The sequence below is a fragment of the Clostridium perfringens ATCC 13124 genome (genome assembly GCF_000013285.1).
GTDB lineage: Bacteria > Bacillota > Clostridia > Clostridiales > Clostridiaceae > Sarcina > Sarcina perfringens.
This window is the reverse complement of sequence record NC_008261.1, coordinates 3051445-3075679: the sequence shown is the minus strand read 5'-3', so window position 1 is coordinate 3075679 and position 24235 is coordinate 3051445. Positions and strand designations below refer to the sequence as shown.

Below are 24235 nucleotides of genomic sequence, written 5' to 3'. Positions count from 1 at the left end.
ATATACATAATAACAACAACTGGAGGTGTACCATAATGAATATTACAGATGTAAGAATTAGAAAAATATCTGCAGAAGGTAAAATGAAAGCCATAGTTTCAGTAACTTTTGAAAATCAATTCGTAGTACATGATATTAAAGTTATAGAGGGACAAAATGGACTTTTCATAGCAATGCCTAGCAGAAAGACACCAGATGGAGAGTTTAAGGATATAGCTCATCCTATAAATACAGAAACTAGAGAGCAAATTCAAAAAGCTATTCTTGATGAATATGAAAAGGTTAAAAACTTAGATGTGCAAGAATAATTTTAATAAAAGGAAGATATCTTCCTTTTATTTTTTTGTCTAACATAATAAATTCCATGTAAATGGCATTAATAAGTTATTATTGAAATAAGTAATTTATTAACATATAATTGAAAATGAGAAATTTGAAGATTTCTGAAAAAAATAAGAGATTAAATTTAAATAGTATAGCTTATATAATAAAATGAGTATCACAAAGAGGTGTTTTTATGAATAAATGTGCTATAATATTAGCAGCAGGTCAAGGAACTAGAATAAAATCTAAGTTACCAAAAGTTCTACACAAAGCTTGTGGAAAAGAAATGGTTAATCATGTTATTGATGCTATGAGAAATGCAGAGATAGATGATGTTAATGTAATAATAGGAAAAGGTGCTGAATTAGTTAAAGAAAGAACTACATCAAGAAATGTTAGTTATTCTTTACAAGCAGAGCAGTTAGGAACTGGCCATGCTGTTAAATGTGCAAAAGACTTTTTAGAAGGAAAAACAGGAGTAGTAGCTATATTTACAGGAGATGCTCCTTTAATAAAGCCTGAAACTGTTAAGAATTTAGTTGATACACATATCAATGAAAAGAATTCAGCTACACTGTTAACATCAGTGATAGAAAATCCAACTGGCTATGGAAGAATAGTTAGAAATGGTGAATCAGTTGAAAAAATTGTAGAACATAAAGATTGTAATGAACAAGAAATAAAAATACAAGAAATCAATGCAGGAATGTATTGTTTTGATATAGAAAGTTTATTAACTTCTTTAGAACAACTTTCAAATGATAATGCTCAAGGAGAATATTACTTAACAGATGTTATAGAAATATTAAAGAAAGAGAACAAGAAAGTTGGAGCAATGATCACAGATTTTGAAGAAACTTTAGGGGTTAATTCAAGAGCTGAGCTTGCTAAAGTTGAAAGCATAATGAGAAATAGAATAAATAGAACTCATTTAGATAATGGAGTTACTATAATAGATCCTCTAAACACATATATAGAACCAGAAGTAGTTATTGGTAAGGACACTATAATCTATCCAGGTAATGTTATAGAAGGAAAAACAGTAATTGGAGAGGATTGTGTTTTATATCCTAATTCAAGAATTAACAATAGTACAATAGGAAATGGTGTTGAAATTCAAAGTTCAGTTATTTTAGATAGTAAAATAGGTGATGAAACAACTGTAGGACCATTTGCTTATGTTAGACCAGAAAGTAATATTGGAGAACACGTTAGAATTGGTGATTTTGTTGAAATTAAAAAATCAACAATTGGAAATAATACAAAGGTATCACACTTAACTTACATTGGAGACGCTGAAGTTGGAGAAAGATGTAACTTTGGATGCGGTACAGTTGTAGTTAACTATGATGGAAAGAAAAAACACAAAACAATCATAGGTGATGATTCATTTATAGGATGTAATACTAATTTAGTTTCACCTGTAGAAGTAAAAGATAATACTTATATAGCTGCAGGATCAACAATAACTAAAGAGGTTCCAGAAGGAAGTTTAGCAATAGCAAGAGCTAAACAACAAAACATAGAGGGCTGGGTTGAAAGAAAAAAGCTTAAATAAGCATTAAATATACAAATGCCAAAGGCTAGGTTTAATTTTAAGGAGGTCTTCACTAAATGGAAAATCATTCAAAAAACATAAAAATATTTACAGGTAATTCTCATCCAGAATTAGCTAGAGAGATTGCAAAGGCGCTAAACATTCCTCTAGGTAAAGCTGAAGTTGGTACTTTCAGTGATGGAGAAATATCAGTAAATATAAAAGAAACTGTTAGAGGTTGCGATGTATTTATAGTTCAATCAACTTGTAGTCCTGTAAATAATAACTTAATGGAGTTATTAATAATGATAGATGCCTTTAAAAGAGCATCAGCAGGAAGAATAAATGCTGTTATACCTTACTATGGATATGCTAGACAAGACAGAAAAGCTAAGTCAAGAGATCCAATAACAGCTAAGTTAGTAGCTGACCTATTAACAGCAGCGGGTGCAGATAGAGTTCTTACTATGGATTTACATGCAGCACAAATTCAAGGTTATTTTAATATACCAGTAGATCACTTATTAGGCTCACCAATTTTAGCAAAATATTTTGTTGAAAAAGGATTAGCTGATAGAGATGATGTAGTTGTTGTTTCACCAGATTTAGGTTCAGTAACTAGAGCTAGAAAGTTTGCAGATAAACTTAATGCTCCAATAGCTATAATTGATAAAAGAAGACCAAAAGCAAATGTATCTGAAATAATGAATATAATAGGAGATGTTAAGGACAAAGTTTGTATCTTAATAGACGATATGATAGACACTGCAGGAACAATAACTAATGCAGCTAATGCTCTTAAAGATTTAGGAGCAAAAAATGTATATGCTTGTTGTACTCATGGAGTATTATCAGGTCCTGCATTTGAAAGAATAAATAACAGTGCTATTGAAGAGTTAGTTATGTTAAATACTATAGCTCTTCCAGAGGGAGAAGGTTTAAATAAGTTTAAATCATTATCAGTTGCACCAATTATGGCAGATGCAATAAATAGAATTTATGATGATGAACCATTAAGTGGATTATTCCAAGACTAAAAAAAAGAGCGCATATGTCGCTCTTTTTTTTATAAAATCACTAAAAATTGAAACTTTTTTTTAAACAAAAACGTTTAAATTTGATTAAAATGTAAAAATAAAATAATTTTGTTAATTATAAATTGATAAAAATCAATAAATGTTTTACACTTTATTTATATACATTAATAATATGTTAAATGAAAATATTTCATGTTTTTAAAGTATAAAACTGCATAAAATAAGGACAAATGTAGAATAGTTACAGAAAGGATTTTAAGAGGTGAATTTTATGGAAGGTTTATTAGGAAAGATTTTAATTGTAGACGACGATGAGAATATATGTGAAGTCATAAAAATGTATCTAGAAACTACAGGATATAACGTTAAAGTAGATCAGGATGGAAAGGCTGCTAAAGAAGAATTTGTTAACTTTAGCCCTAACCTAGTTGTATTAGATATGATTCTACCTGGAATTGATGGAATGGAAGTATTAAAGTGGATAAGAAAAGATAGTAACGTTCCAGTAATAATGTTAACTGCTAAAGGAGAAACTTTTGATAAGGTATTAGCTTTAGAAATCGGTGCAGATGACTATGTAGTTAAACCTTTTGAACCAAAAGAATTATTAGCTAGAGTAAAAGCGGTTATGAGAAGATATTCAGGAGAAGAGCCAGATAATGTAGTATTAAACTTCCCAGGTTTAACTATAGATGCTAACTCATATAAAGTTATATACAATGGAGAAGAAGTTAAGACTCCACCTAAAGAGTTTGAACTTTTACACTATCTTGCAAGCAACAAGAATAAAGTTTTCACAAGAGATCAATTATTATGTGAAGTTTGGGGATATGATTACCCAGGTGATTCAAGAACTGTTGATGTTCACATAAAGAGATTAAGAGAAAAATTAAACGGTGGAGAAGACTGGCAACTTGAAACTGTTTGGGGTGTTGGGTATAAATTTGAGGTGAAATAATGAGATGTCGTGGCTTAGTTCCAAAGTTAATCTTAACACTAAGCGTAACAATATGCATTACTTTCTTTATTGTAGGTATAATACTTTCTAGCTTGTTTAGAGAAGAATATTATCAAGAAAGATTAAAAACTTTATCTGGAGAAGCGGAAGTTATAGAACAAGTTGTAAATTCATTTATGAATAGTGAAACTACTTTAGGTGAATTAGATAAATCTATATCATTTATAGGAGATTCATTAAAAGCAGATATTTATTTAATTGATAGTTATGGTTACATATATTCAGTTTCTAATGAAAAATATGATTATTTAAAACGCACAAAAATAGATGATAATGATATGAAAACATTAAAGGAAAATATTCCTATAGAGCAGAAGAAAAAAATGAATTTATATATTCTAAACCTATCTTCTACAAGGGGGTATTTACAGGAGCTGTTTCAATAGTTACTCCTTTAAGTGCTTTATCAGATTCTCTTGTTAGAATTAATCAAATTGTATGGATGTGTGTAGCTATAGCTATAATTTTTTCTGGATTAGCAATATATTTTATTTCAAAAAAGATAATCATAAAACCTTTAAAAGTTATAAATAATGCTGCTAAAAAGATTGCTAACGGAGAAATTGGAAATAGAGTTAATGTTTCTTATGATGATGAGGTCGGTGAGTTAGCTGAATCATTTAATATAATGGCAACTTCTATTGAGGAGGCAGAACTAAATAGAAGGGAATTTATATCTAATGTATCTCATGAGTTAAGATCACCAATGACATCGATTAAGGGCTTCATAACTGCCATATTAGATGGAGTTATTCCTAAAGATAAAGAAGAATATTATCTTGTTATAGTAAATGATGAGATAAGTAGATTAACTAGACTTATAAATGACTTACTAGATTTATCTGCTATGCAAGCTGGAAAACTAGAGTTTAATATAAGTGAGTTAGAATTAAATAGAATTATAGAGACAACTGTATTAAAGATGAATCAAAAGGCTGCAAGTAAAAATATAAAAATTGAAGTTCTCTTAGAGAGCGAAAAATTATATGTTTATGGAGATAATGATAGATTAATACAGGTTGTTACTAATTTAGTTGATAATGCTATAAAATACTGTGATGAAAATGGTGAAGTTAAAATATCAACTAAAACAAAGGGAAGTAAGATTATTGTTAGCATATTTAACACTAGTAAAGGAATAGATGAATATGATTTAACTCATATTTGGGATAGATTTTATAAAGTTGACAAGGCAAGAAGTAATAAAACTAGTACAGGGTTAGGATTATCTATTGTGAGAAATATAATACTGCAACTAGAAGAAGATATTTGGGCTGAAAATGTCAAAGATAAAAATGGTGAAATAAAAGGTGTTAGATTTAATTTTACTTTAACTAAAGTTAAATAAGTATTGCATAGGGGGTCTTTATGGGGAATTTTTTTAAGAACTCTAAAAAGGGGAAGGATCTCCATGGAGTAAATGAAAAAAACTATGACAATATAGTGATTAAAAAGGATAAAAAAAGGTTTTGGATAAAGAGCTTATTAAAGTTAGTTAGTTTTGTTATTCTAGTTGTTTTAGTGAGTTTTATTGCCTTTAAACACTATACTAAAGATTTAACCATGAAAGAGCAAAAAGCAAATCTTTTAAATGAAATAAAAGATGGTAGATATGATATAACCAATTTAGTAAATAAATCAGGATGTAGTTTAGTTACAATCGGTGATGACAGTAATAACTTAGCTATAGGAAAAGATGATGGTAAAAATGTTTCTGGATCTATCATAAGAACAGATGGGTACATAATAACTAGTTATAGTGCAATAAAGGATTTTTCAAAAGTCTATGTAAAAATATCAAGTAATGATATAAGTCCTTTTGAGGCTAGAATTGTTGGATTTGATAAGGATACTGACATTGCAGTATTAAAAATAGGGGCTAATGGATTAAAAAGTATTTCAACATCAGAATTAGAGGTTCTAGAAATAGGCGAAAAAGTTGCAACCTTAGGAAATACAACAAGTGAGGAACCTGTAGGTTTTGTATCTAATGGAATAGTTAGTGCGCCTATAAAGAAAACAAGCGTAGGAGAAGAAGGTCATTCTGATTCTAAGGTCTTTGATCTTATAGAAACTAATTCTTTAATAAATTCAGATAATAATAGTGGTATATTATGTGACTATAATGGAGTTGTTATTGGTATAAATAGTTTATATTTTACTAATAAATTTTCTAAACCAGGAATATATTATGCCTTAGAAATAAATGATGCTTTAAGAATAGCAGATTCTATAATAAGAAAAGGTGGCGTAACTGCAAGCGTAACCTTAGGGGTTACAGGATCTACTGTTGCAGATGAAAAGAGCAATATTTATGGAATTTATGTAGAAGATGTTGATAAAGGTAGCAATGCCTTTAATGCAGGAATAAAACTAACTGATATAATAGTTGAAGCTGATAATGAGAAGGTTAAGAATATAGAAAGCTTAGCTGACTTATTGAAAAAACATTCTGTAGGTGACATAATTAAACTTAAAGTTATAAGAGGAGATACCACAAAGGATATTTCTGTAACTTTAAATTGATTAAAAGAATATAACCCTTCACATAATTTAGTGAGGGGTTTTTTATTGTTTTATATTAATAGTAAAAGTATAATTAAAGAATGATTTAATTAAAAATTAAGAATTTAATCAATATGGAGGTTAATATGATTTTAATAGTTGGATTAGGAAATCCGGGAAAACAATATGAGCAAACTAGACATAACATTGGATTTGATGTAATTGATTATATGGCAAATAAGTATAATATTGATGTAAATAGGGAAAAATTTAAAGGTATTTGTGGTGAAGGATTTATAGAGAATAAAAAGGTTATTTTATTAAAACCTTTAACATATATGAATTTAAGTGGAGAAAGTATAAGAGAACTTGCTAACTTTTATAAGTTAGAAGATGATGAAATAATAGTAGTTTATGATGATATAAGTTTAGATATAGGAAGATTAAGAATAAGAGAAAAAGGTAGTGCTGGTGGGCATAATGGAATCAAGAGCATAATACAAAATCTTGGTGGAGATAAATTCCCAAGGGTTAAAGTGGGTGTAGGACAACCTAAAGATAACTTAGTAAATCACGTTTTAGGAAAATTCTCAAAGGAAGATAGGGAACATATAGAAAAGGTTATTCCAGTAGTAAGTGATGCAATAGTTGAAATTGTAAAAAATGATGCTAAGGAATCAATGAATAAATTTAATGGAGTTAATATAGAATAGTTTATTTATTTTAGAATGGTGGTGTTTAGATTGAGGTTACAGGGGTTAATGGCTCCCTTATTAAATAGTGAGGCTTTTCAAAAGGTTAAATCTTTTATGGAAAGCGGAAATTATCCAGTAATGATAAATGGTTTATCTGATTCAGGGAAATCATATTTTATAAATGGTATATATGAGGAATCAGATAAGCCTATAGTTGTTGTTACGCATAATGATATTGAAGCTAGAAATATATATGAGGATTTATCTTTTTACTTACCTAATGTGTATTATTTACCTTCAAGAGAGATTGTGTTTTACAATATAGATGCTATTTCTGGAGATTTAAGATGGGCAAGGTTAAAGGTTATAAAGGAAATGCTAAGAAGCACTAAAAAAATTATAGTTACGTCTATAGATGCTTTTGCAGCAACTTATACACCTAAGGAGCTTTATAAAAGTCATATATTAAAAATTAAAGTTGGAGATGAAGTCGATTTTAAAGAGATTTCTCATAAACTTATTGAATCAGGTTATGAAAGATTAGAAACAGTTGAAGGAAAAGGTGAATTTTCATTAAGAGGAGGAATATTAGATGTATTTCCTCCTAATTCTGCTAATCCTTTTAGAATAGAGTTATTTGGAGATGAAGTTGATTCTATTAGAACCTTTAATGTAGAATCACAAAGAAGTATAGAAAAGGTAAAGAGAGCAGAAATATTCCCTGCTAAGGAAGTTATATTAAGTAAAGAAACTATAGAACATGCTATAGAAAAGATGAGAAAAGAACTTTCTGACTTTGAAAACAAAGTTTCTGATAAGGAAATAAAAGAGAGACTTAGAAAATTAATAGAAAGAAATATAGAATCATTACAAGAAAATTGGAGCTTTGAAACTATAGATAGTTATCTCCCATTTTTCTTTGATAAACCAGCAACATTATTTGATTATTTAAATAATTATACCTTTATAATTGATGATGCTAAAAGATGTAAGGGAAAGCTAGAAAGTACTGTATTTGAGTTTACTGAAAACTATGAAGCCTTCCTAGAAAGAGGAAGCATATTACCTTCTCAAATTAATTTAAGCTTAAGTGCTGAGGTGGTAGAAGAATCATTTAAGGGGAATAAAGTAATAAATCTAGCTCCTTTTGGAGATGGTGGATTTATAGAATCCTTCAATAAAGTTGAAGTGAAACAAAGTACTAAAAGTGGATATCAAGGTCAACTTGATATGCTTATAGATGATATAAAAGAGAATAAGAAAAATGGATTTAGAACTTTAATACTTTCAGGAACAAGACCAAGGGGAGAAAGATTAGTAAACACTTTAAGAGAATTAGAGATAGAAAGTGTATATAAAGACGAAGTTGATGAAATAAATAATGGAGAAGTTGTAATAACCTTTGGAGAGCAGAATAAAGGATTTGAGTACCCAGATATAAAACTTTGTTTAATATCAGATAAGAGTGTTTTTGGTGAGGGTAAAAGAGCTAAAAAAGCTAAGAGAAAAAAATCAAAAGGTGTATCTAAAATTAAGAGTTTCGCTGAGTTAAAGCCAGGAGACTACGTAGTTCATGTAAATAGTGGTATAGGTGTCTATAAAGGAATAAAACAAATAGAAGTTCAAGGACATAAAAGAGATTATTTAGATATTGAATATTCAAAAGGTGATAAGTTATATGTGCCAGTTGAACAATTAGATTTAGTTCAAAAATATATTGGATCAGATAGTGCCTCTCCTAAGATAAGTAAATTAGGAGGAAATGAGTGGCAAAAAGCTAAGGCTAAGGTAAGAAAGTCCATAAATGACATAGCTGGTGACTTAGTAAAATTATATGCTGAGAGATCTACTGTAAAGGGATATAAATTCTCAAAGGATACTCAATGGCAAAAGCAATTTGAAGATGAATTTCCATATGAAGAAACACCAGACCAATTATCAGCTATTGAAGATATAAAGAGTGATATGGAAACAAACAAGGTTATGGATAGATTACTTTGTGGTGATGTTGGGTATGGAAAAACTGAGGTTGCCATTAGAGCCGCATTTAAGGCCGTAATGGAAGGAAAGCAAGTAGCATTTTTAGTTCCTACAACAATATTAGCAGAGCAACATTATAAGAATATGAAAAAAAGATTTGCAGGATTCCCTATAACTATTGATATGATAAGTAGATTTAGGACTAAGAAGCAACAAACAGAAACTTTAAAAGCTTTAAAAGAAGGAAATGTTGATATATTAATAGGAACTCATAGACTTGTTTCTAAAGATATTCAGTTTAAGGATTTAGGGCTTCTTATTGTGGATGAAGAGCAAAGATTTGGAGTAGCTCAAAAAGAAAAGATTAAGAGTTTTAAGAAGAATGTTGATGTTCTTACTTTAAGTGCAACGCCAATACCTAGAACTCTTCATATGTCACTTACAGGGGTAAGAGATATTTCTGTAATAGAGACTCCACCAGAGAATAGATATCCTATTCAAACCTATGTTGTAGAACAAAATGATCAACTTATTAGAGATGCAATTTTAAGAGAAATTAATAGAGATGGTCAAGTTTATTTTGTTCATAATAGAGTTGAAAGTATTCAAGAGGTAGCTAATTATATACAAGAGCTTGTTCCAGAGTGTAAGGCAACTGTTATTCATGGACAAATGACAGAGAGACAGTTAGAAACTGAAATGATAGACTTTATGGAAAGAAAGTATGATGTTTTAGTATGTACTTCCATAATAGAAACAGGAATTGATATTTCAAATGTAAACACAATGATAGTAAATGACGCAGATAAAATGGGACTTTCTCAGCTTTATCAATTAAGAGGAAGAGTTGGTAGAAGTAACAAGGTTGCTTATGCATATTTCCTATATCAAAGAGATAAGGTGTTAACTGAGGTAGCAGAGAAGAGACTTAAAGCCTTAAAAGATTTTACAGAGCTTGGATCAGGATTTAAAATAGCCATGAGAGACCTTGAAATAAGAGGAGCTGGAAATATGATGGGATCAGCTCAGCATGGGCACATGGCGGCTATAGGATATGATTTATACTGTAGAATGTTAGAAGACACTATAAAAATTGTTAAGGGTGAAATAGAAAGAGAGCCAGTAGAGACAACTGTAGATTTAAAAGTGGATGCATTTATTCCTTCAAGTTATATAAAAGATGAAATTCAAAAGATTGAAGTATATAAGAAAATTGCTGCTATAGAAAATGAAGAGGATTATGAATATGTTAGAGAGGAATTAGAAGATAGATTTTCTAATATACCAAATACAGTTTATAATCTTATGGACATAGCTTATATAAAAAGCAAAGCTAAACTTTTAAATATTGAAGAAATAAAAGAAAAGAATGAAGATATAATATTTATATTTGAAAGTAGAGAAAGAACAGATAAGAGAATATTTAAAGTACTTTTAGAAGAATATAAAGATGATATATTAATTGAATTTGGAGATAACCCAACAATTTTATATAGAGTGAAGGACAAGAAAAAAGAAGATGTTTTATCTACTTTTAAAGAGATGTTAGATAAGTTAATAGCTTTAAATAATTAATAATTTATAAATTGAAATATTACTGTAACATTGATATACTAAAATAGAATTTGACTAGAATATTATGTAAATTTTAATAGGAGAAAGGCGAGGTATTAGAATGGTAAGTGTAAAAAAAATAGTCGCATCTGCACTAGTGGGAGTTTTAATGTTTAGTGCTGTTGGGTGTAATATGGTAGAAAAAACTCAAGCCGCTATTGATAAGACGACTGTAGCTACAGTTAACGGAGAGAAAATAACTTTAGGAGAGGTTGATTCACATTTAAAAGGAGTCTTTGCTCAAATGAAAAGCCAATATGGTGATAAATATATGGATGACCCTCAAGTTGCACAACAAATATTACAACAAAGACAAAGTGTAGTACAGGGCTTAGTAACTGACAAAGTTTTAGGAATCGAAGCTGATAAATTAGGAATAAAACCATCAGAAGAAGAGATTAAGAAAAAAGTAGATGAGCAATTTGAGAATATCAAAAAAGGAATGGGAGATAACTTTGATAAAGCTTTAGAGGCTGAAGGATATACAGAAGATACATTCAAAGATGTAATAAAAAATCAAGTTATAAATCAAGCCGTTCAAGATTATATTATTAAAGATGTAAAGGTAACTGATGAGGATGCACAAAAATACTATGATGAGAATAAACAACAGTTTGTAGCTAAGGATTCTGGAGTTCTTACAAAACACTTATTATTTGAAAATGAAGAAGAAGCTCAAAAAGCTTATGATGAAATTCAATCAGGAAAAACAACATTCAATGATTTATTTACAAAATATGAAAATAATAAATCAGAGAATAAGAAACCTATAGCAGAAAACTTAGGAGTAGTACCTGCAGAAAACTCAGGATTAGTTCAAGAGTTTGTAGATGGATTAAAACCATTAAAAGAAGGAGAAATATCTAAGCCTATAAAAACTCAATTTGGATATCATATAATTCAAGCTGGAGCTACTTATGAAAAAGGAGCACAGTTACCATTTGATGATGTTAAATCACAAATAATACAAATTTTAAAACAACAAAAAGATTCAGAGAAATTTAAAGCTGATATGGATCAATGGAAAAAAGATTTAAATGTTAAAGTTTATGATGATAAATTACAAGAAGGTTTAAAAATAAGCAAATAGTTTTTATTAAGACTTATGGAATAAATTCCATAAGTCTTTTTTTATAGTTTTTATGAGATATTTTCTTAAATTGGCTATTAAATTTAAAGATGACATAAATATAATCAATATGCATAAAATTTCAAATAAATTAAATACTATTAGTGTAGACAAAGATTAGTGATTAGTATTTATACAGGGAGGTACATATAAATGAAAGCTACTGGAATAGTAAGACGTATTGATGATTTAGGTAGAGTTGTAATACCTAAGGAAATAAGAAGAACTTTAAGAATAAGAGAAGGGGATCCTTTAGAAATCTTTACTGATAGAGATGGTGGAGTAATATTAAAAAAATACTCACCAATAGGGGAACTAACAGATTTTTCAAAGGAATATGCTGAAGCTCTACAACAATCTACAGGACACATAATTCTGATATCAGATAATGATGCATTTATATCTGTAAGTGGAACTTCTAAAAAAGAGTTTTTAGAAAGAAAAATAAGTGATGAGTTAGAAGATATAATGGATAAGAGAAAATCAGTAGTATTAAGTGCTACTAATAAAAACTTAATACCAATCCATGGTGATGATGATGAAAGTAAATATAGTGGGCAGGTTATAGCACCTATATTAGCTGAGGGTGATGCTATAGGCTCTGTAGTTATACTTTCTAAAGAAGGTAAAGCTTTAGGAGAGGTTGAACAAAAACTAGCAGAAACAGCAGCTGCATTCTTAGGCAAACAAATGGAACAATAAAGCTATCATAATTAAATATTTGTATTTTAAATAGTAATAATACCTCTGAATTTAAAATAATATAAAATGAGACTTAATTTAGAGAAAGTAAATCCTTACTTAAATTAAGTAATATTAAATCCATGCACTTTTAATAAGTATTAAATATAGTATTTTAATATAATTTGGTTAATTTAAATTTGGAGGTATTTTATGAAGAAACAATCCCTTATAAAAGGTAGTCTTGTACTTGCTTGTGCTGGTATTTTAGCCAAGTTTCTTGGTTTATTTTTTAGATGGCCATTAATAATGTTAATAGGAGATGAAGGTTTAGGATATTATCAAATGACCTATCCTTTATATATGCTTTTTGTTGCCATTGCAGCAGGTATACCTATAGCAGTATCTAAATTAGTATCTGAAAAAAATGCTCTAGGAAAGTATGAGGAAAGTTTTCAGGTAATAAAAGAAGCTTTAAAGGTAATGGTTTTACTAGGAATAGGGACAAGCATCTTTTTAGCTGTAGGTGGTAAATTTCTTTTACCGTTTTTAAAATGGGATGATAAGGCCTATTATTCTATACTAGGAATTTGTTTAGCTCCTACATTAATAGGAATAATAACCCCTATTAGAGGTTTTTTTCAAGGATTTCAGAATATGACTCCAACTGCTATATCTCAAATACTAGAGCAAATAGGTAGAGTTATAGTTGGTGTTGGATTAGCTTATATATTGATAGATAAAGGAATTGAATACTCAGCAGGGGGAGCATCCTTTGGAGCAGTAGCTGGAGCCTTTGTAGCAGCCTTATATTTAATTCCTAAATATAGAAAGATAAAAAATAGTTTTAAACTAGGTAAGATAAAAGGTAGTCATAAAATATTTATGGAAATAATAAATATAGCTCTTCCTATATCTATAGGGGCTGCCGTAGGAAGTGTTATGGGGGTTATAGATTCTGTCTTAGTTCCTCAAAAGCTTTTACAAGCTGGGTTTACTGGGCAAGAGGCTACAGTTTTATATGCTCAGCTTACAGGGAAAGCTACTGTGTTTACTAATATTCCTATGACCTTAGCCACTGCATTAGCTGCCTCAATAATACCTATAATTTCTGAATTATATATTCTTAAAGATAAAGTACAAGTTAAACAAAAAATAGATACTACAATGAAATTATGTATGATAGTTTCTATTCCATGTTTTTTAGGTTTATTTTTTATGGCAGAACCTATAATGAATCTTTTATTTCCAGGAAAAGCTGATGGATTTATGATATTAAAATATTTATCAATTAGTGTTCCATTTTTAGTTGGGACGCAGATAACAACATCCATATTACAAGGAATGGGATATTATTATAGACCTGTTTTTCATCTTTTTATAGGGTGTATATTAAAAGTGGTATTAACTATGAATTTAATACCTATAAGATCTTTAAACATTTATGGTGCTGTAATAGCAACAATAATATCTTATTCTGTGGTATTAATATTAAATTTAATATATATGGCTAAGAGATTTAAATATGCTCCAAATATAAAAGATGTAATAATAAAGCCTATCTTCGCATCAATTTTAATGATTGGTACAGTTTTATATTTATATACACAAGCTTTAAAATATAGCGGAAGTAACAGTATATCTTGCTTAATAGCTGTATTTGTGGGTATTATTATATATATGATATCATTGTTTGTACTTAAAATTTTTAGCGTAGAAGAAATAAAGGGACGGCTAAGAAATTAATTTTTATAAGTTGCGAAGGAGAATATGGAATGCTTAAGATAATGGGTCTAGGGCCAGGTGCCTATGAAGCATTAACAATAGGTGCTTTAAAAGAATTAAAAAACAATAAAAATATATATTTTAGAACAGAAAAACATCCTACAGTGGATTTCTTAAAAGATGAAGGAATTAAGTTTGAATCATATGATCATGCATATGAAAAATATGATAGCTTTGATGATGTATATAAATATATTGCAGAGGATTTAATAACTAAAATTAAGGATGATGAGGATTTAATATATGCAGTACCAGGTCATCCTTTAGTGGCAGAAAAATCAGTAATTAATTTAATTGAATTATGTAAGGAAAATAATATTCAGTATGAAGTTTTGCCAGCAGTTAGCTTTGTAGATGCTATGATGGAAGCTTTGCAAGTAGATCCAATAGAGGGTGTAAAAATAATTGATGCCTTTGACATGAAAAATCAAATATTAGATAAGCGTGTTGGAACTATAATAACTCAAGTTTATAATAATTTCATAGCTTCAGAGGTTAAGTTAAGACTTCTAGAAGGATATGAAGATGATACTGAAATAATATTTGTAAGAGCGGCTGGAGTTGAAGGTTTAGAGAGTATAAGAAAAATACCTTTATATGAATTAGATTGGCAAGAAGATATAGATTATTTAACTTCAATATATATACCTAAGGATTTAGGAAATAAAAAAGATTTTCAAGATTTATTAGATATTATAGAAACTTTAAGAAACCCAGGTGGATGTCCTTGGGATAGAGAGCAAACTCATGAGAGTTTAAAGAGTGCTCTTTTAGAAGAATGCTATGAAGTAATTGATGCTATTGAAAATGAGGATGAGGATGCTTTAATAGAAGAGCTTGGTGATGTTTTACTTCAAGTTGTATTCCACGCTTCTATAGGTAAGGAAGATGGATATTTTGATATTATGGATGTAATAGGTGGAATATCAAATAAAATGATAAATAGACATCCTCATGTCTTTGGAAATGAAGAAGTAAATACTTCAGAGCAAGTTTTAGTAAATTGGGATGAAATTAAGAAAGAAGAAAAAGGTATTAAAACTTTAACAGAAGAAATGCAAAACATAGCTAAATCTCTTCCAGCTACAACAAGAGCTTATAAGGTTCAAAAGAAAGCAAAAAAAGTAGGCTTTGACTGGGATGATGTAAATTGTGCTATGGATAAAGTAAAAGAAGAATTAAATGAAATAAAAGAGGTTTATAATTGTGAAGATAAGTCAATAATAGAAGGTGAAGTAGGTGACTTACTTTTTGCTTGTATAAATGTAGCAAGATTCCTAGAAGTTGATGGAGAATTAGCTTTAGATAAAACAATTAAAAAGTTTATAAAGAGATTCTCTTATATTGAAAATGAAGCAATAAAAAACAATAAGAATTTAAAAGATATGACCTTAGAAGAGATGGATAAACTATGGGAAGAGGCTAAAACAAGTGAAAAATAAGTGTTTTTACTAATTTATGGCTTGTTAAAATGAAAAAAAGCATAAATTTTAAAAAAAATGCAAAAATATCAGTATTTTTAGGGCAAAAATTGAAAGTATTGACTATACAAAGAAAGAAATATATATTATGATAATATAAGTTGATACTAGTTCATTTGGATAACTGGTAAACAATTATTGCAGTAAACTAACTGGAATTTTAAGGAGGATGTAAAAGTGAATAAAGCAGAATTAATAACAAGCATGGCTGAAAAAAGCAACTTAACTAAAAAAGATGCTGAATTAGCTTTAAAAGCATTCATAGAAAGCGTTAGCGAAACTTTAGAAAATGGTGACAAAGTTCAATTAGTTGGATTCGGAACTTTCGAAACTAGAGTAAGAGCTGAAAGAGAAGGAAGAAACCCAAGAACTAAAGAAGTTATAAAAATACCTGCTTCAATAGCTCCTGTATTCAAGCCAGGTAAAGAGTTAAAAGAAAGAGTTAACGCTTAATTTTAGATATTTTAAGTTTGGTTAATTTAACTTTAAAAAAGCCCGAGTTATTTCTCGGGCTTTTTTATCTATTAATGAAGTTTCTTTAAGATTAAGGAGGATATCCTATGAGATTAGATAAATATTTAAAGGTTTCTAGAATAATTAAAAGAAGAACAGTTGCTAAGGAAGCTTGTGAAAGTGGAAGAGTAATAATAAATGGAAAAGTTGCAAAACCTTCAAATGATATAAAAGAAGGGGATATAATAGAAATATTATTTGGAAACAGAACTTTAAAAGCAAGGGTTATAAACATTGCTGAGCATGTTAGAAAAGAAAATGCTAAAGAGATGTATGAGATATTAGAAGGCGAAGAAGATAAAGAATAATATGGTTTACTTAAAGCTTTATTATTAAAAATGACTAATATAATTTAAAGGATTATATTAGTCATTTTTTTGTGTAAAGATGAATAATCATAAGTTAGGGAAAATATTTTTTTACATAGGAGGCTTTCTTATGACTGATAAAAAAAGTGAAAATAAAACCATACAAGGTGCTAGCAGTTTATCTTTAGAAAATAGAAAAATTTTATCTATTACAGGTGTAAATGAAGTTATAAACTTTGACGAAGAAAAAATAAGTTTAAAAACAGATTTAGGTCCATTATTAATAAAGGGATCTGAGTTAAAGATGAATAAATTAGATGTTCAAAATGGGGAGGTTATAATAGGAGGATTTATAAGTAATATTGATTATTTAAATAAAAAAAATAAGCGTAAAAGAAATATAAATTTACTTTCTAAAATATTTAAATAGGTGGGAGATATGCTTTTAGATATAAATATTCAATTTAAAATTGTTATTTTTGCAATATTATCTGGAATAATAATTGGATTTTTGTTTGATATTTATAGAGAATTTAGAGGTGTTTGCAAAAATAAAATATTAATAACAATTGAAGATATATTATTTTGGATATGGTGTAGTTTAATTGTATTTGTATTTTTACTAAAATATAATTATGCCCTTATAGGCGTGTATGTATATGTGTTTATGGGAATAACTTTAGTTATTTATTTAAAAACATTATCTAAATATTTTAGAAGAATACAACATAAAATTCTAGCTATACTATTAAAGAATCTGAGAATAATATTCAAAAATATAAGATATGCATTTAAAAATACATTCACAAATTAAAAAGTTAATTCATAAGGTAAAAATTGCTTGAATTAAGCTATAATAGTGTTTACAATAGACTTATATCGTACCGTTGCAAGTATGGGGGTATAAGAGTGAAAAAAAGAATGAATTTAAAAAATATGGTAATAATTATATTAATTGCTATATTGGTTATTTCTTATGTTAGACAAGAACTTACAATGAACAAAATACACAAAGACATAGAAGCCAAGCAAACTCAGCTTAATGAGCTTCAAGATAAAAATAAGAAGTTACAAGATGAGGTAAACCAATCTTCAACAGACGAATACATAGAGAGAATGGCTAGAGAAAGATTAGGTATGATTAAGGATGGCGAGAAGGTTATTACTAACTCAGATTCACCTCAAGACAAGCAAAATAATTCTGAAGTAAAAAACAATCAGAATAAATAAGGTTATTATTAAAAATAACATATATTTTATTTATAAATTTAAGGAGGAAACTTTTAAACATGACCTTAATGGCAGGAAACATATTAGAGGGTAGAATAATTAACATCACAAACTTTGGTGCGTTTGTTGAAGTGGAAGGAAAGACAGGTTTAGTTCATATATCTGAAGTAGCAGATACTTATGTTAAAGATATAAGAGAGCATCTTAAAGAAGATGACAAAGTTAAAGTGAAAGTAATATCAGTTGATGATAAAGGCAAAATAAGCTTATCAATAAAGCAAGCTATGCCACCAAAGAAGAAATCTGTTAAACCTGCAGATTTTGATTGGAATAATGAAAAGAAAGCTAAGCCAAAACAAAACTTTGAAGATATAATGTCAAAGTTTTTAAAGGATAGTGAAGAAAGACTTCAAGATGTAAAAAAACATCAAGATGTAAAACAAAGAAAAAGAAAATCAATATAATATTTCTTAAAATCCCTTGGAGCATATCTAAGGGATTTTAAATTTAGCTTTTATATTTTATCTTTGTAGAATTTAATACTTATTTAAAATAGAATTTCAATAATAAAATATAGATTATAATAAAAATATTTCTTTATTTTAATTATTTTTAAGCTTAATTTTTTTTATGTTTTTTAGTTTTTTCTAAAAAATCATATGAGATTATGGAGTTTTTTTATGATTTTTTTTAACTAAACCTTAGATTTCATGAGGGTTTATTAATATTTATAATAAATTTTATAAAAAACTTTAAAAAATATGTTGACAGTATGCTTGTGCTTATGTATAATAAATCTTGTCGTTGGGAAACACGATGACATGCCGAAGTGGCGGAACTGGCAGACGCACAGGACTTAAAATCCTGCGGTGCTAACACACCGTACCGGTTCGATTCCGGTCTTCGGCACCACAACATCGCGGGGTGGAGCAGCTGGTAGCTCGTCGGGCTCATAACCCGAAGGTCGTAGGTTCAAGTCCTGCCCCCGCAACCACATGGCGGGATAGCTCAGCTGGCTAGAGCATTCGGTTCATACCCGAAGGGTCGCAAGTTCGAATCTTGTTCCCGCTACCATTTAAACTTAATATATGCCGAAGTGGCGGAACTGGCAGACGCACAGGACTTAAAATCCTGCGATGCTAACACATCGTACCGGTTCGATTCCGGTCTTCGGCACCAATAATATCGCGGGGTGGAGCAGCTGGTAGCTCGTCGGGCTCATAACCCGAAGGTCGTAGGTTCAAGTCCTGCCCCCGCAACCACATGGCGGGATAGCTCAGCTGGCTAGAGCATTCGGTTCATACCCGAAGGGTCGCAAGTTCGAATCTTGTTCCCGCTACCATTTAAACTTAATATATGCCGAAGTGGCGGAACTGGCAGACGCACAGGACTTAAAATCCTGCGATGCTAACACATCGTACCGGTTCGATTCCGGTCTTCGGCACCAAAACTCATCTTAAAATAAGATGAGTTTTTTATTTTTCTTTAATATATAATTATCTTTTTTGTAGATAAAAACATACTTTATTCAACAAAAAGTGTTTTTAGTAAAGTCTAAAAAAGATAATATATTTCTTAAAATTCATGTCAGTTCATTTATTTCCAATTAAATGGTAATTAAATTATAAATCTTATATAAAAAAGATAAATTCCATAAAATTTTTGTTTTATTATGTCTTAAAAAAATAAAAGCTTAATCTATATATTTACAAATTTTTCCTGTAAATCTTGCTATAATGTTGATAAAGATAGAAGGTTAGGAGGATAAATATGCAATATGGAGTTAAAATTGATAATTACAAAAGAGCAAAGGATTCAGAAAATGTAAAAAATAATATGAAAATAGAAGCTTCTAGCATTGGGCTTATTATGGCTATGGTTGCAGGTCTTTTAATAAGTAGAGTGTATTTAGATATGACTTTTGGAGTAGTTCAAGTATTAGCTCCATTTGGATTAGCATATTTAATTGCAATAACAAATTATGAAAGAAAATATATATTATCATCAAGTTTAGGAGTTATATTAGGGTATATTACCTTGTTTAATAAGGTTAGCAACTTTTCGGCTTACATAATAATATCAACTATAGTTACCATAATTTCTATGAGTAAACTAAATAAAAAGGCTAGAAATATAGCAAGTTTTATTATTGTATTTTCAGGATTGTTTGTTTATGGAGTTTTAGTAGGAAGTTCAGATATAATTTTACACTTAATAGGTGCGATTTCAGTGACAGCCTTAGTTTTTCCTATATATTATGTTGTGAGCTATACATTAAAGTGCATAGAAGAAATAAATACTCAACATTTTTTCTCAATAGATGAAATTGTAAGTATAGAACTATTTATATGTTTATTAATAGTTGGAATTGGAACTCTATCACTAAATGATATTAGTTTTAGAAATATAGCAGCTATACTTTTTATTATAGTTTTAGCCTTTATTTCAGATACAAATATGGGTGCTGGAGCAGGTATAACTATGGGCATAATATTAGGTTTTGCCACAGGGAATCTTATGGAGAGCATAGCTATTTATGGAGCTTGTGGCTTAGTTGCAGGGATATTTAGAGAGTCAGGAAAGCTTTTTACAGCCTTATCATTTAACATAATTTTTATAATAGTAACTTTATATTCTGGAGTTTTTAATAATATTTCATTTATAGAAGCCTTAGTTGGAACAGGAATATTTCTTTTAATTCCTAAAAAAATATACAATAAAATTTCTTTAGAGATAAACAAGGATAAAAAGGTTGGTCATTTTAGTGAAGTTAGATTTGCTGAGATTAAGGATGAGTTAACTGAAAGATTAAAAGATTTTACTGAAGTTTTATCTATAATGGGTAAGTCACTAAATAATCTAGTTGGTAATGATAAATTAGCTATAAAAAATAAGGGTAATGCATTGGTTGAAAATTTATCAGATAGAACTTGTAGTGACTGTGATATGAGATATATGTGTTGGAAGAGAGAGCTTCATCAAACTTATAATGCTTTTTCAGATTTAATAAGAAATTATGAAAATAATTCAGGTGCTTTTCCTCATGAGCTTGAGAAAAAGTGCATAAAGAAATATGCTCTAGTTAAAAATTTAGAGGACATAATGAATATCTATATGGTAAATGAAACCTTAAAGAGTAGATTAGGAGAGGGAAGAAAAATCTTATCTAATCATATAAACAATATGTCAGTTACAATTAGTGAAATAGTTGACGAGTTTGGAAATGAACTGCATCTATGTACTGATGTAGAGAAAAGCATAAAAAAATCTCTTTTAAAGTATGGCATTAATTTTGGAAGCTTAATATGTTATAACGATAAAAATGGAAGAATTAAAATTAAGATGCAAATGGAAAATTGTATGGGATCTCAAACATGTATAAAAACAGTTCTTCCTATAATAAGCGAGACCATAGGAAAAAATATGAGTATTGGAAGTGAAGGGTGTAATATAAATAGCAAAAATAATATGTGTGAGATTGTTATTGAAGAAGCGCCTAAATATCATATTAATTCCCATGTAGCAGTTGCTACTAAAGAGGGAGAAAAATTCACTGGAGATTCATATTCATATGGTAGAACAAAGGATGGTAATTATATAACTGTAATATCAGATGGCATGGGATCAGGACCTGAAGCAGGACTTGAAAGTAAAGTTTCAGTAGAAATAATAGAAAAATTTATGGAAGTTGGTTTTGATGAAAAAATAGCTATTGATGCAGTTAATGCAATTATGAGTATAAAGTTTAGTGAAGATGAAAAGTTTTCTACATTAGATATGAATAAGATAGACTTATATACTGGAAATGCTAAGTTTATGAAAGTTGGAGCTATAGAAAGCTTTATAAAGAGAGGAAATAAAGTAGAAGTTATAAATTCAAATACACTTCCCTTTGGTGTCTTAGAAGAACCAGATGTAGATACTGTTGAAAAGCAAGTAAGTAATGGGGATGTAATAGTTAGTATAAGTGATGGTATTTTAGATGTTAAAAATGATGGAAGTTTTGATACTACATGGTTAATTGAATTTTTAAAGAATACTAAGTATAGACAACCTAAGGATTTATCAATAGCTATTTTAGAAAAAGCAAAGGAATTAAGTGGAGGAAAGGCTAAGGATGATATGACAGTAGTTGTATCTAAGGTTTTTGCAATAAATTAAGAAAAGGAGAGTGTATAAGAACTAAATAAAATCTATAAATTGTTTTGTGTGTAGATTTTACTTAAAAGAAAAGTTCTTATGCACTTTCTTTTATTTTTAAGTAAATAATTAAATTTATTATTTAAAATTAATTATACGAACTTTTTTAAGAACATAAGGGATTTTTTATGTGTTATAATATTAGGGCAAAATATAATATTTATGGAGTGAGTTACAATGAAGAAAAAGGTTATAGATTTTATAAAGGAAAACTCCATGATTAAAAATGGAGATAAGGTTTTAGTAGCTTTATCAGGTGGTCCAGACTCAGTATGTTTACTACATATTTTAAGTGAACTTAGGGAATTATTACACATAGAAGTATATGCAGCCCATGTGAATCATTGTTTAAGAGGAGAAAGTGCTTTAAAAGATGAAGCTTATGTAGAAGAACTTTGTAAGAATTTAAATATAAAATGTTTTGTAAAAAGAGTAGATATAAACAAGATAAGTGAAGAACAAAACATTTCTACAGAAATGGCTGGAAGAGAAGAGAGATATAAATTCTTTGAAGAACTAAAAAATGAATATTCATTAGATAAAATAGCTATAGCACACAATGCTAATGATCAAGCAGAAACTCTTATTATGAGAGCTTTAAGAGGAACTGGTATAGAAGGATTAGTTGGAATTAAACCAGTTAGAGATGGTATTTTCATAAGACCTATATTGATTTTAAGAAGAAAAGAAATAGAAGAATACTGTGAAATAAATAATTTGAATCCTAGAATAGATGAAACTAATTTAGAAGAAATATATTCTAGAAATAAAATAAGGCTTAAGGCAATACCATTTATAGAAGAGAATTTTAATCCTGATATAGTTGCTACTTTAAATAGATTAGCTTATAGCTGTAGTAAGGATGTAGAGTTTATACAAGAAGAAGTGGAAAAGAGATTTCCTAAACTTTGTATAAAGGAAAATCACAGCATTCTTATTAAAGAAGAAGCCTTTAATGAAAAGGAAGCTCTATTAACAAGAATAATAAAAAAGGCATTATTTGAAGTAAGTTCTAAACATAATAACTTTGAATTAAAACATATACAGGACATAATTGCCTTAAAAGATAAAGGGACAGGAAAGCAAATTAACATAACTAATGGGGTAATTGCTTTAAATGAATATGGAGATATAAGAATAAAATTAGTAGATAGCAAAAAGGCTAAAGAGAATAAAGTTTTAAATTTAGAAAATATTAAAGATGAACTAGATAAAAATCAAAAAGTTGTAATAGAAGATGATATTTTAGGAAATTATGAATTAATAGTAGAAGATTTAAAAAAAGGTGAAAAATTTTCAAAAGATAGATTTATAAAGTCTTTTGATTATGATAAAATTTCCAATATAGATATTAGATTTAGACAAAATGGAGATAAAATAATTCCTTTAGGAATGAAGAGTAGCAAAAAGCTAAAAGATATATTTATAAATAATAAAATACCTAAAGAAGAAAGAGATTTTATACCCTTAGTGCTATTTAATAATGAAATAGCATGGATTGTAGGATCTAATGTTAGTGAAACATTTAAAGTTACAAATAAAACTAAAAAGGTAATTAAAATTACTTTTAAAGGAAAGGAAAATTAATTATGATAAGAGACATAAAAGATGATGTTAAAAAAGTTTTATATTCAGAAGAACAATTAGCTAAACGTGTAAAAGAGATGGCTGAAGAAATTAGTAAAGATTATGCTGGAAAAGATTTATTAGTTGTTGGTATATTAAAAGGTTCAGTATTATTTACTTCAGACCTTATTAAAAATATAACCATACCATGTGAAATAGATTTTATGGCTGTTTCAAGTTATGGCAACTCAGCTCAAACTTCAGGAGTTGTTAGAATATTAAAAGACTTAGATAGTGATATAGAAAATAAGCATGTTCTTATAGTTGAAGATATAGTTGATACAGGAACAACTTTAAGCTATCTTTTAGAATATTTAAAAGCTAGAAAGGCAGCAAGTATAGAAATAGTTGCTCTATTAGATAAAGAGGCTAGAAGAACTTCAAATGTTTCAGCAAAATACAAAGGATTTGATGTACCAGATGAATTCATAGTTGGATATGGAATAGACTATGCTGAAAAATATAGAAACTTACCATTCATCGGTGCTTTAAAAGAAGAAATTTATAATAAGTAATTCAAAATATTGTAAAATACTATTTCTTATGTTAAAATTCATTAAAAATGATGGTCA

General features: G+C 28.7%; 22 protein-coding genes and 7 tRNA genes. All 29 read left to right on the top strand.

What is annotated here, in order from left to right; translation table 11 throughout:
- Positions 1 to 35: 35 nt before the first annotated feature.
- The 29 genes from spoVG to hpt all read left to right on the top strand — a co-directional run bounded on the left by spoVG (position 36) and on the right by hpt (position 24178).
- Positions 36 to 308 carry a septation regulator SpoVG gene (gene spoVG, locus CPF_RS13760; RefSeq protein WP_003450704.1) on the top strand — a complete coding sequence of 91 codons (273 nt, stop codon included), beginning with the start codon at positions 36 to 38 and terminating at the stop codon, positions 306 to 308.
- 209 nt (positions 309 to 517) lie between these two features.
- Positions 518 to 1882, top strand: coding sequence for a bifunctional UDP-N-acetylglucosamine diphosphorylase/glucosamine-1-phosphate N-acetyltransferase GlmU (gene glmU / locus CPF_RS13755; protein ID WP_003456738.1), 1365 nt, complete (start codon positions 518 to 520; stop codon positions 1880 to 1882).
- Between the two features lie 56 nt (positions 1883 to 1938).
- On the top strand, positions 1939 to 2898 hold the full coding sequence (locus CPF_RS13750; protein WP_003456820.1) for a ribose-phosphate diphosphokinase: 960 nt from the start codon (positions 1939 to 1941) through the stop codon (positions 2896 to 2898).
- A 271-nt stretch (positions 2899 to 3169) separates the two neighbouring features.
- The gene (locus CPF_RS13745; protein ID WP_011591146.1) at positions 3170 to 3856 is read left to right on the top strand and encodes a response regulator transcription factor; all 687 of its coding nucleotides are present in this window, start codon (positions 3170 to 3172) and stop codon (positions 3854 to 3856) included.
- A complete protein-coding gene (locus tag CPF_RS15180) occupies positions 3856 to 4302 on the top strand; it encodes a hypothetical protein (protein ID WP_233419460.1) in 447 nt (148 codons plus the stop codon). The genes CPF_RS13745 and CPF_RS15180 overlap by 1 nt, the downstream gene beginning before the upstream one ends.
- A gap of 56 nt (positions 4303 to 4358) precedes the next feature.
- On the top strand, positions 4359 to 5264 hold the full coding sequence (locus CPF_RS15175) for a HAMP domain-containing sensor histidine kinase (RefSeq protein ID WP_233419459.1): 906 nt from the start codon (positions 4359 to 4361) through the stop codon (positions 5262 to 5264).
- Between the two features lie 20 nt (positions 5265 to 5284).
- Positions 5285 to 6442, top strand: coding sequence for a S1C family serine protease (locus tag CPF_RS13735; protein ID WP_011591145.1), 1158 nt, complete (start codon positions 5285 to 5287; stop codon positions 6440 to 6442).
- Between the two features lie 125 nt (positions 6443 to 6567).
- Positions 6568 to 7134, top strand: a complete 567-nt coding sequence (gene pth, locus CPF_RS13730) for an aminoacyl-tRNA hydrolase (protein ID WP_003450588.1) — start codon at positions 6568 to 6570, stop codon at positions 7132 to 7134.
- A gap of 30 nt (positions 7135 to 7164) precedes the next feature.
- Positions 7165 to 10671, top strand: a complete 3507-nt coding sequence (gene mfd / locus CPF_RS13725) for a transcription-repair coupling factor (RefSeq protein WP_003467883.1) — start codon at positions 7165 to 7167, stop codon at positions 10669 to 10671.
- Positions 10672 to 10771: 100 nt separating this feature from the next.
- On the top strand, positions 10772 to 11800 hold the full coding sequence (locus CPF_RS13720; protein WP_011591143.1) for a peptidylprolyl isomerase: 1029 nt from the start codon (positions 10772 to 10774) through the stop codon (positions 11798 to 11800).
- Between the two features lie 192 nt (positions 11801 to 11992).
- Positions 11993 to 12541 carry a stage V sporulation protein T gene (spoVT, locus tag CPF_RS13715; protein ID WP_003450655.1) on the top strand — a complete coding sequence of 183 codons (549 nt, stop codon included), beginning with the start codon at positions 11993 to 11995 and terminating at the stop codon, positions 12539 to 12541.
- A gap of 192 nt (positions 12542 to 12733) precedes the next feature.
- The gene (locus CPF_RS13710; protein WP_003467866.1) at positions 12734 to 14266 is read left to right on the top strand and encodes a putative polysaccharide biosynthesis protein; all 1533 of its coding nucleotides are present in this window, start codon (positions 12734 to 12736) and stop codon (positions 14264 to 14266) included.
- Positions 14267 to 14295: 29 nt separating this feature from the next.
- Entirely contained in the window at positions 14296 to 15747 is a 1452-nt protein-coding gene (gene mazG / locus CPF_RS13705) for a nucleoside triphosphate pyrophosphohydrolase (RefSeq protein ID WP_003467940.1), read from the top strand.
- Between the two features lie 216 nt (positions 15748 to 15963).
- The gene (locus CPF_RS13700) at positions 15964 to 16239 is read left to right on the top strand and encodes an HU family DNA-binding protein (protein WP_003450698.1); all 276 of its coding nucleotides are present in this window, start codon (positions 15964 to 15966) and stop codon (positions 16237 to 16239) included.
- 107 nt (positions 16240 to 16346) lie between these two features.
- A complete protein-coding gene (locus CPF_RS13695) occupies positions 16347 to 16607 on the top strand; it encodes an RNA-binding S4 domain-containing protein (protein WP_003450572.1) in 261 nt (86 codons plus the stop codon).
- 130 nt (positions 16608 to 16737) lie between these two features.
- Positions 16738 to 17037, top strand: a complete 300-nt coding sequence (gene yabP / locus CPF_RS13690; protein WP_003479288.1) for a sporulation protein YabP — start codon at positions 16738 to 16740, stop codon at positions 17035 to 17037.
- A 9-nt stretch (positions 17038 to 17046) separates the two neighbouring features.
- Positions 17047 to 17421: a spore cortex biosynthesis protein YabQ gene (yabQ, locus tag CPF_RS13685; RefSeq protein ID WP_003467923.1), complete on the top strand. Its 375-nt coding sequence runs from the start codon at positions 17047 to 17049 to the stop codon at positions 17419 to 17421.
- Positions 17422 to 17516: 95 nt separating this feature from the next.
- On the top strand, positions 17517 to 17837 hold the full coding sequence (locus tag CPF_RS13680; RefSeq protein ID WP_003450312.1) for an FtsB family cell division protein: 321 nt from the start codon (positions 17517 to 17519) through the stop codon (positions 17835 to 17837).
- 59 nt (positions 17838 to 17896) lie between these two features.
- Entirely contained in the window at positions 17897 to 18301 is a 405-nt protein-coding gene (locus CPF_RS13675; protein ID WP_003450336.1) for a S1 domain-containing RNA-binding protein, read from the top strand.
- 359 nt (positions 18302 to 18660) lie between these two features.
- A tRNA-Leu gene (locus CPF_RS13670) sits at positions 18661 to 18749 on the top strand.
- 6 nt (positions 18750 to 18755) lie between these two features.
- Positions 18756 to 18831 (top strand) — tRNA-Met (locus tag CPF_RS13665).
- Between the two features lie 3 nt (positions 18832 to 18834).
- Positions 18835 to 18911 (top strand) — tRNA-Met (locus CPF_RS13660).
- A 16-nt stretch (positions 18912 to 18927) separates the two neighbouring features.
- Positions 18928 to 19016 (top strand) — tRNA-Leu (locus CPF_RS13655).
- 7 nt (positions 19017 to 19023) lie between these two features.
- Positions 19024 to 19099 (top strand) — tRNA-Met (locus tag CPF_RS13650).
- Between the two features lie 3 nt (positions 19100 to 19102).
- Positions 19103 to 19179 (top strand) — tRNA-Met (locus tag CPF_RS13645).
- 16 nt (positions 19180 to 19195) lie between these two features.
- Positions 19196 to 19284: transfer RNA gene (locus CPF_RS13640), tRNA-Leu, on the top strand.
- A 323-nt stretch (positions 19285 to 19607) separates the two neighbouring features.
- On the top strand, positions 19608 to 21998 hold the full coding sequence (gene spoIIE / locus CPF_RS13635) for a stage II sporulation protein E (RefSeq protein ID WP_011591142.1): 2391 nt from the start codon (positions 19608 to 19610) through the stop codon (positions 21996 to 21998).
- A gap of 216 nt (positions 21999 to 22214) precedes the next feature.
- Positions 22215 to 23624 (top strand): tRNA lysidine(34) synthetase TilS, encoded by a 1410-nt coding sequence (gene tilS / locus CPF_RS13630; RefSeq protein WP_003479285.1) that lies wholly within the window; start codon positions 22215 to 22217, stop codon positions 23622 to 23624.
- Between the two features lie 2 nt (positions 23625 to 23626).
- Positions 23627 to 24178 (top strand): hypoxanthine phosphoribosyltransferase, encoded by a 552-nt coding sequence (gene hpt, locus CPF_RS13625; protein ID WP_003450331.1) that lies wholly within the window; start codon positions 23627 to 23629, stop codon positions 24176 to 24178.
- Positions 24179 to 24235 lie beyond the last annotated feature (57 nt).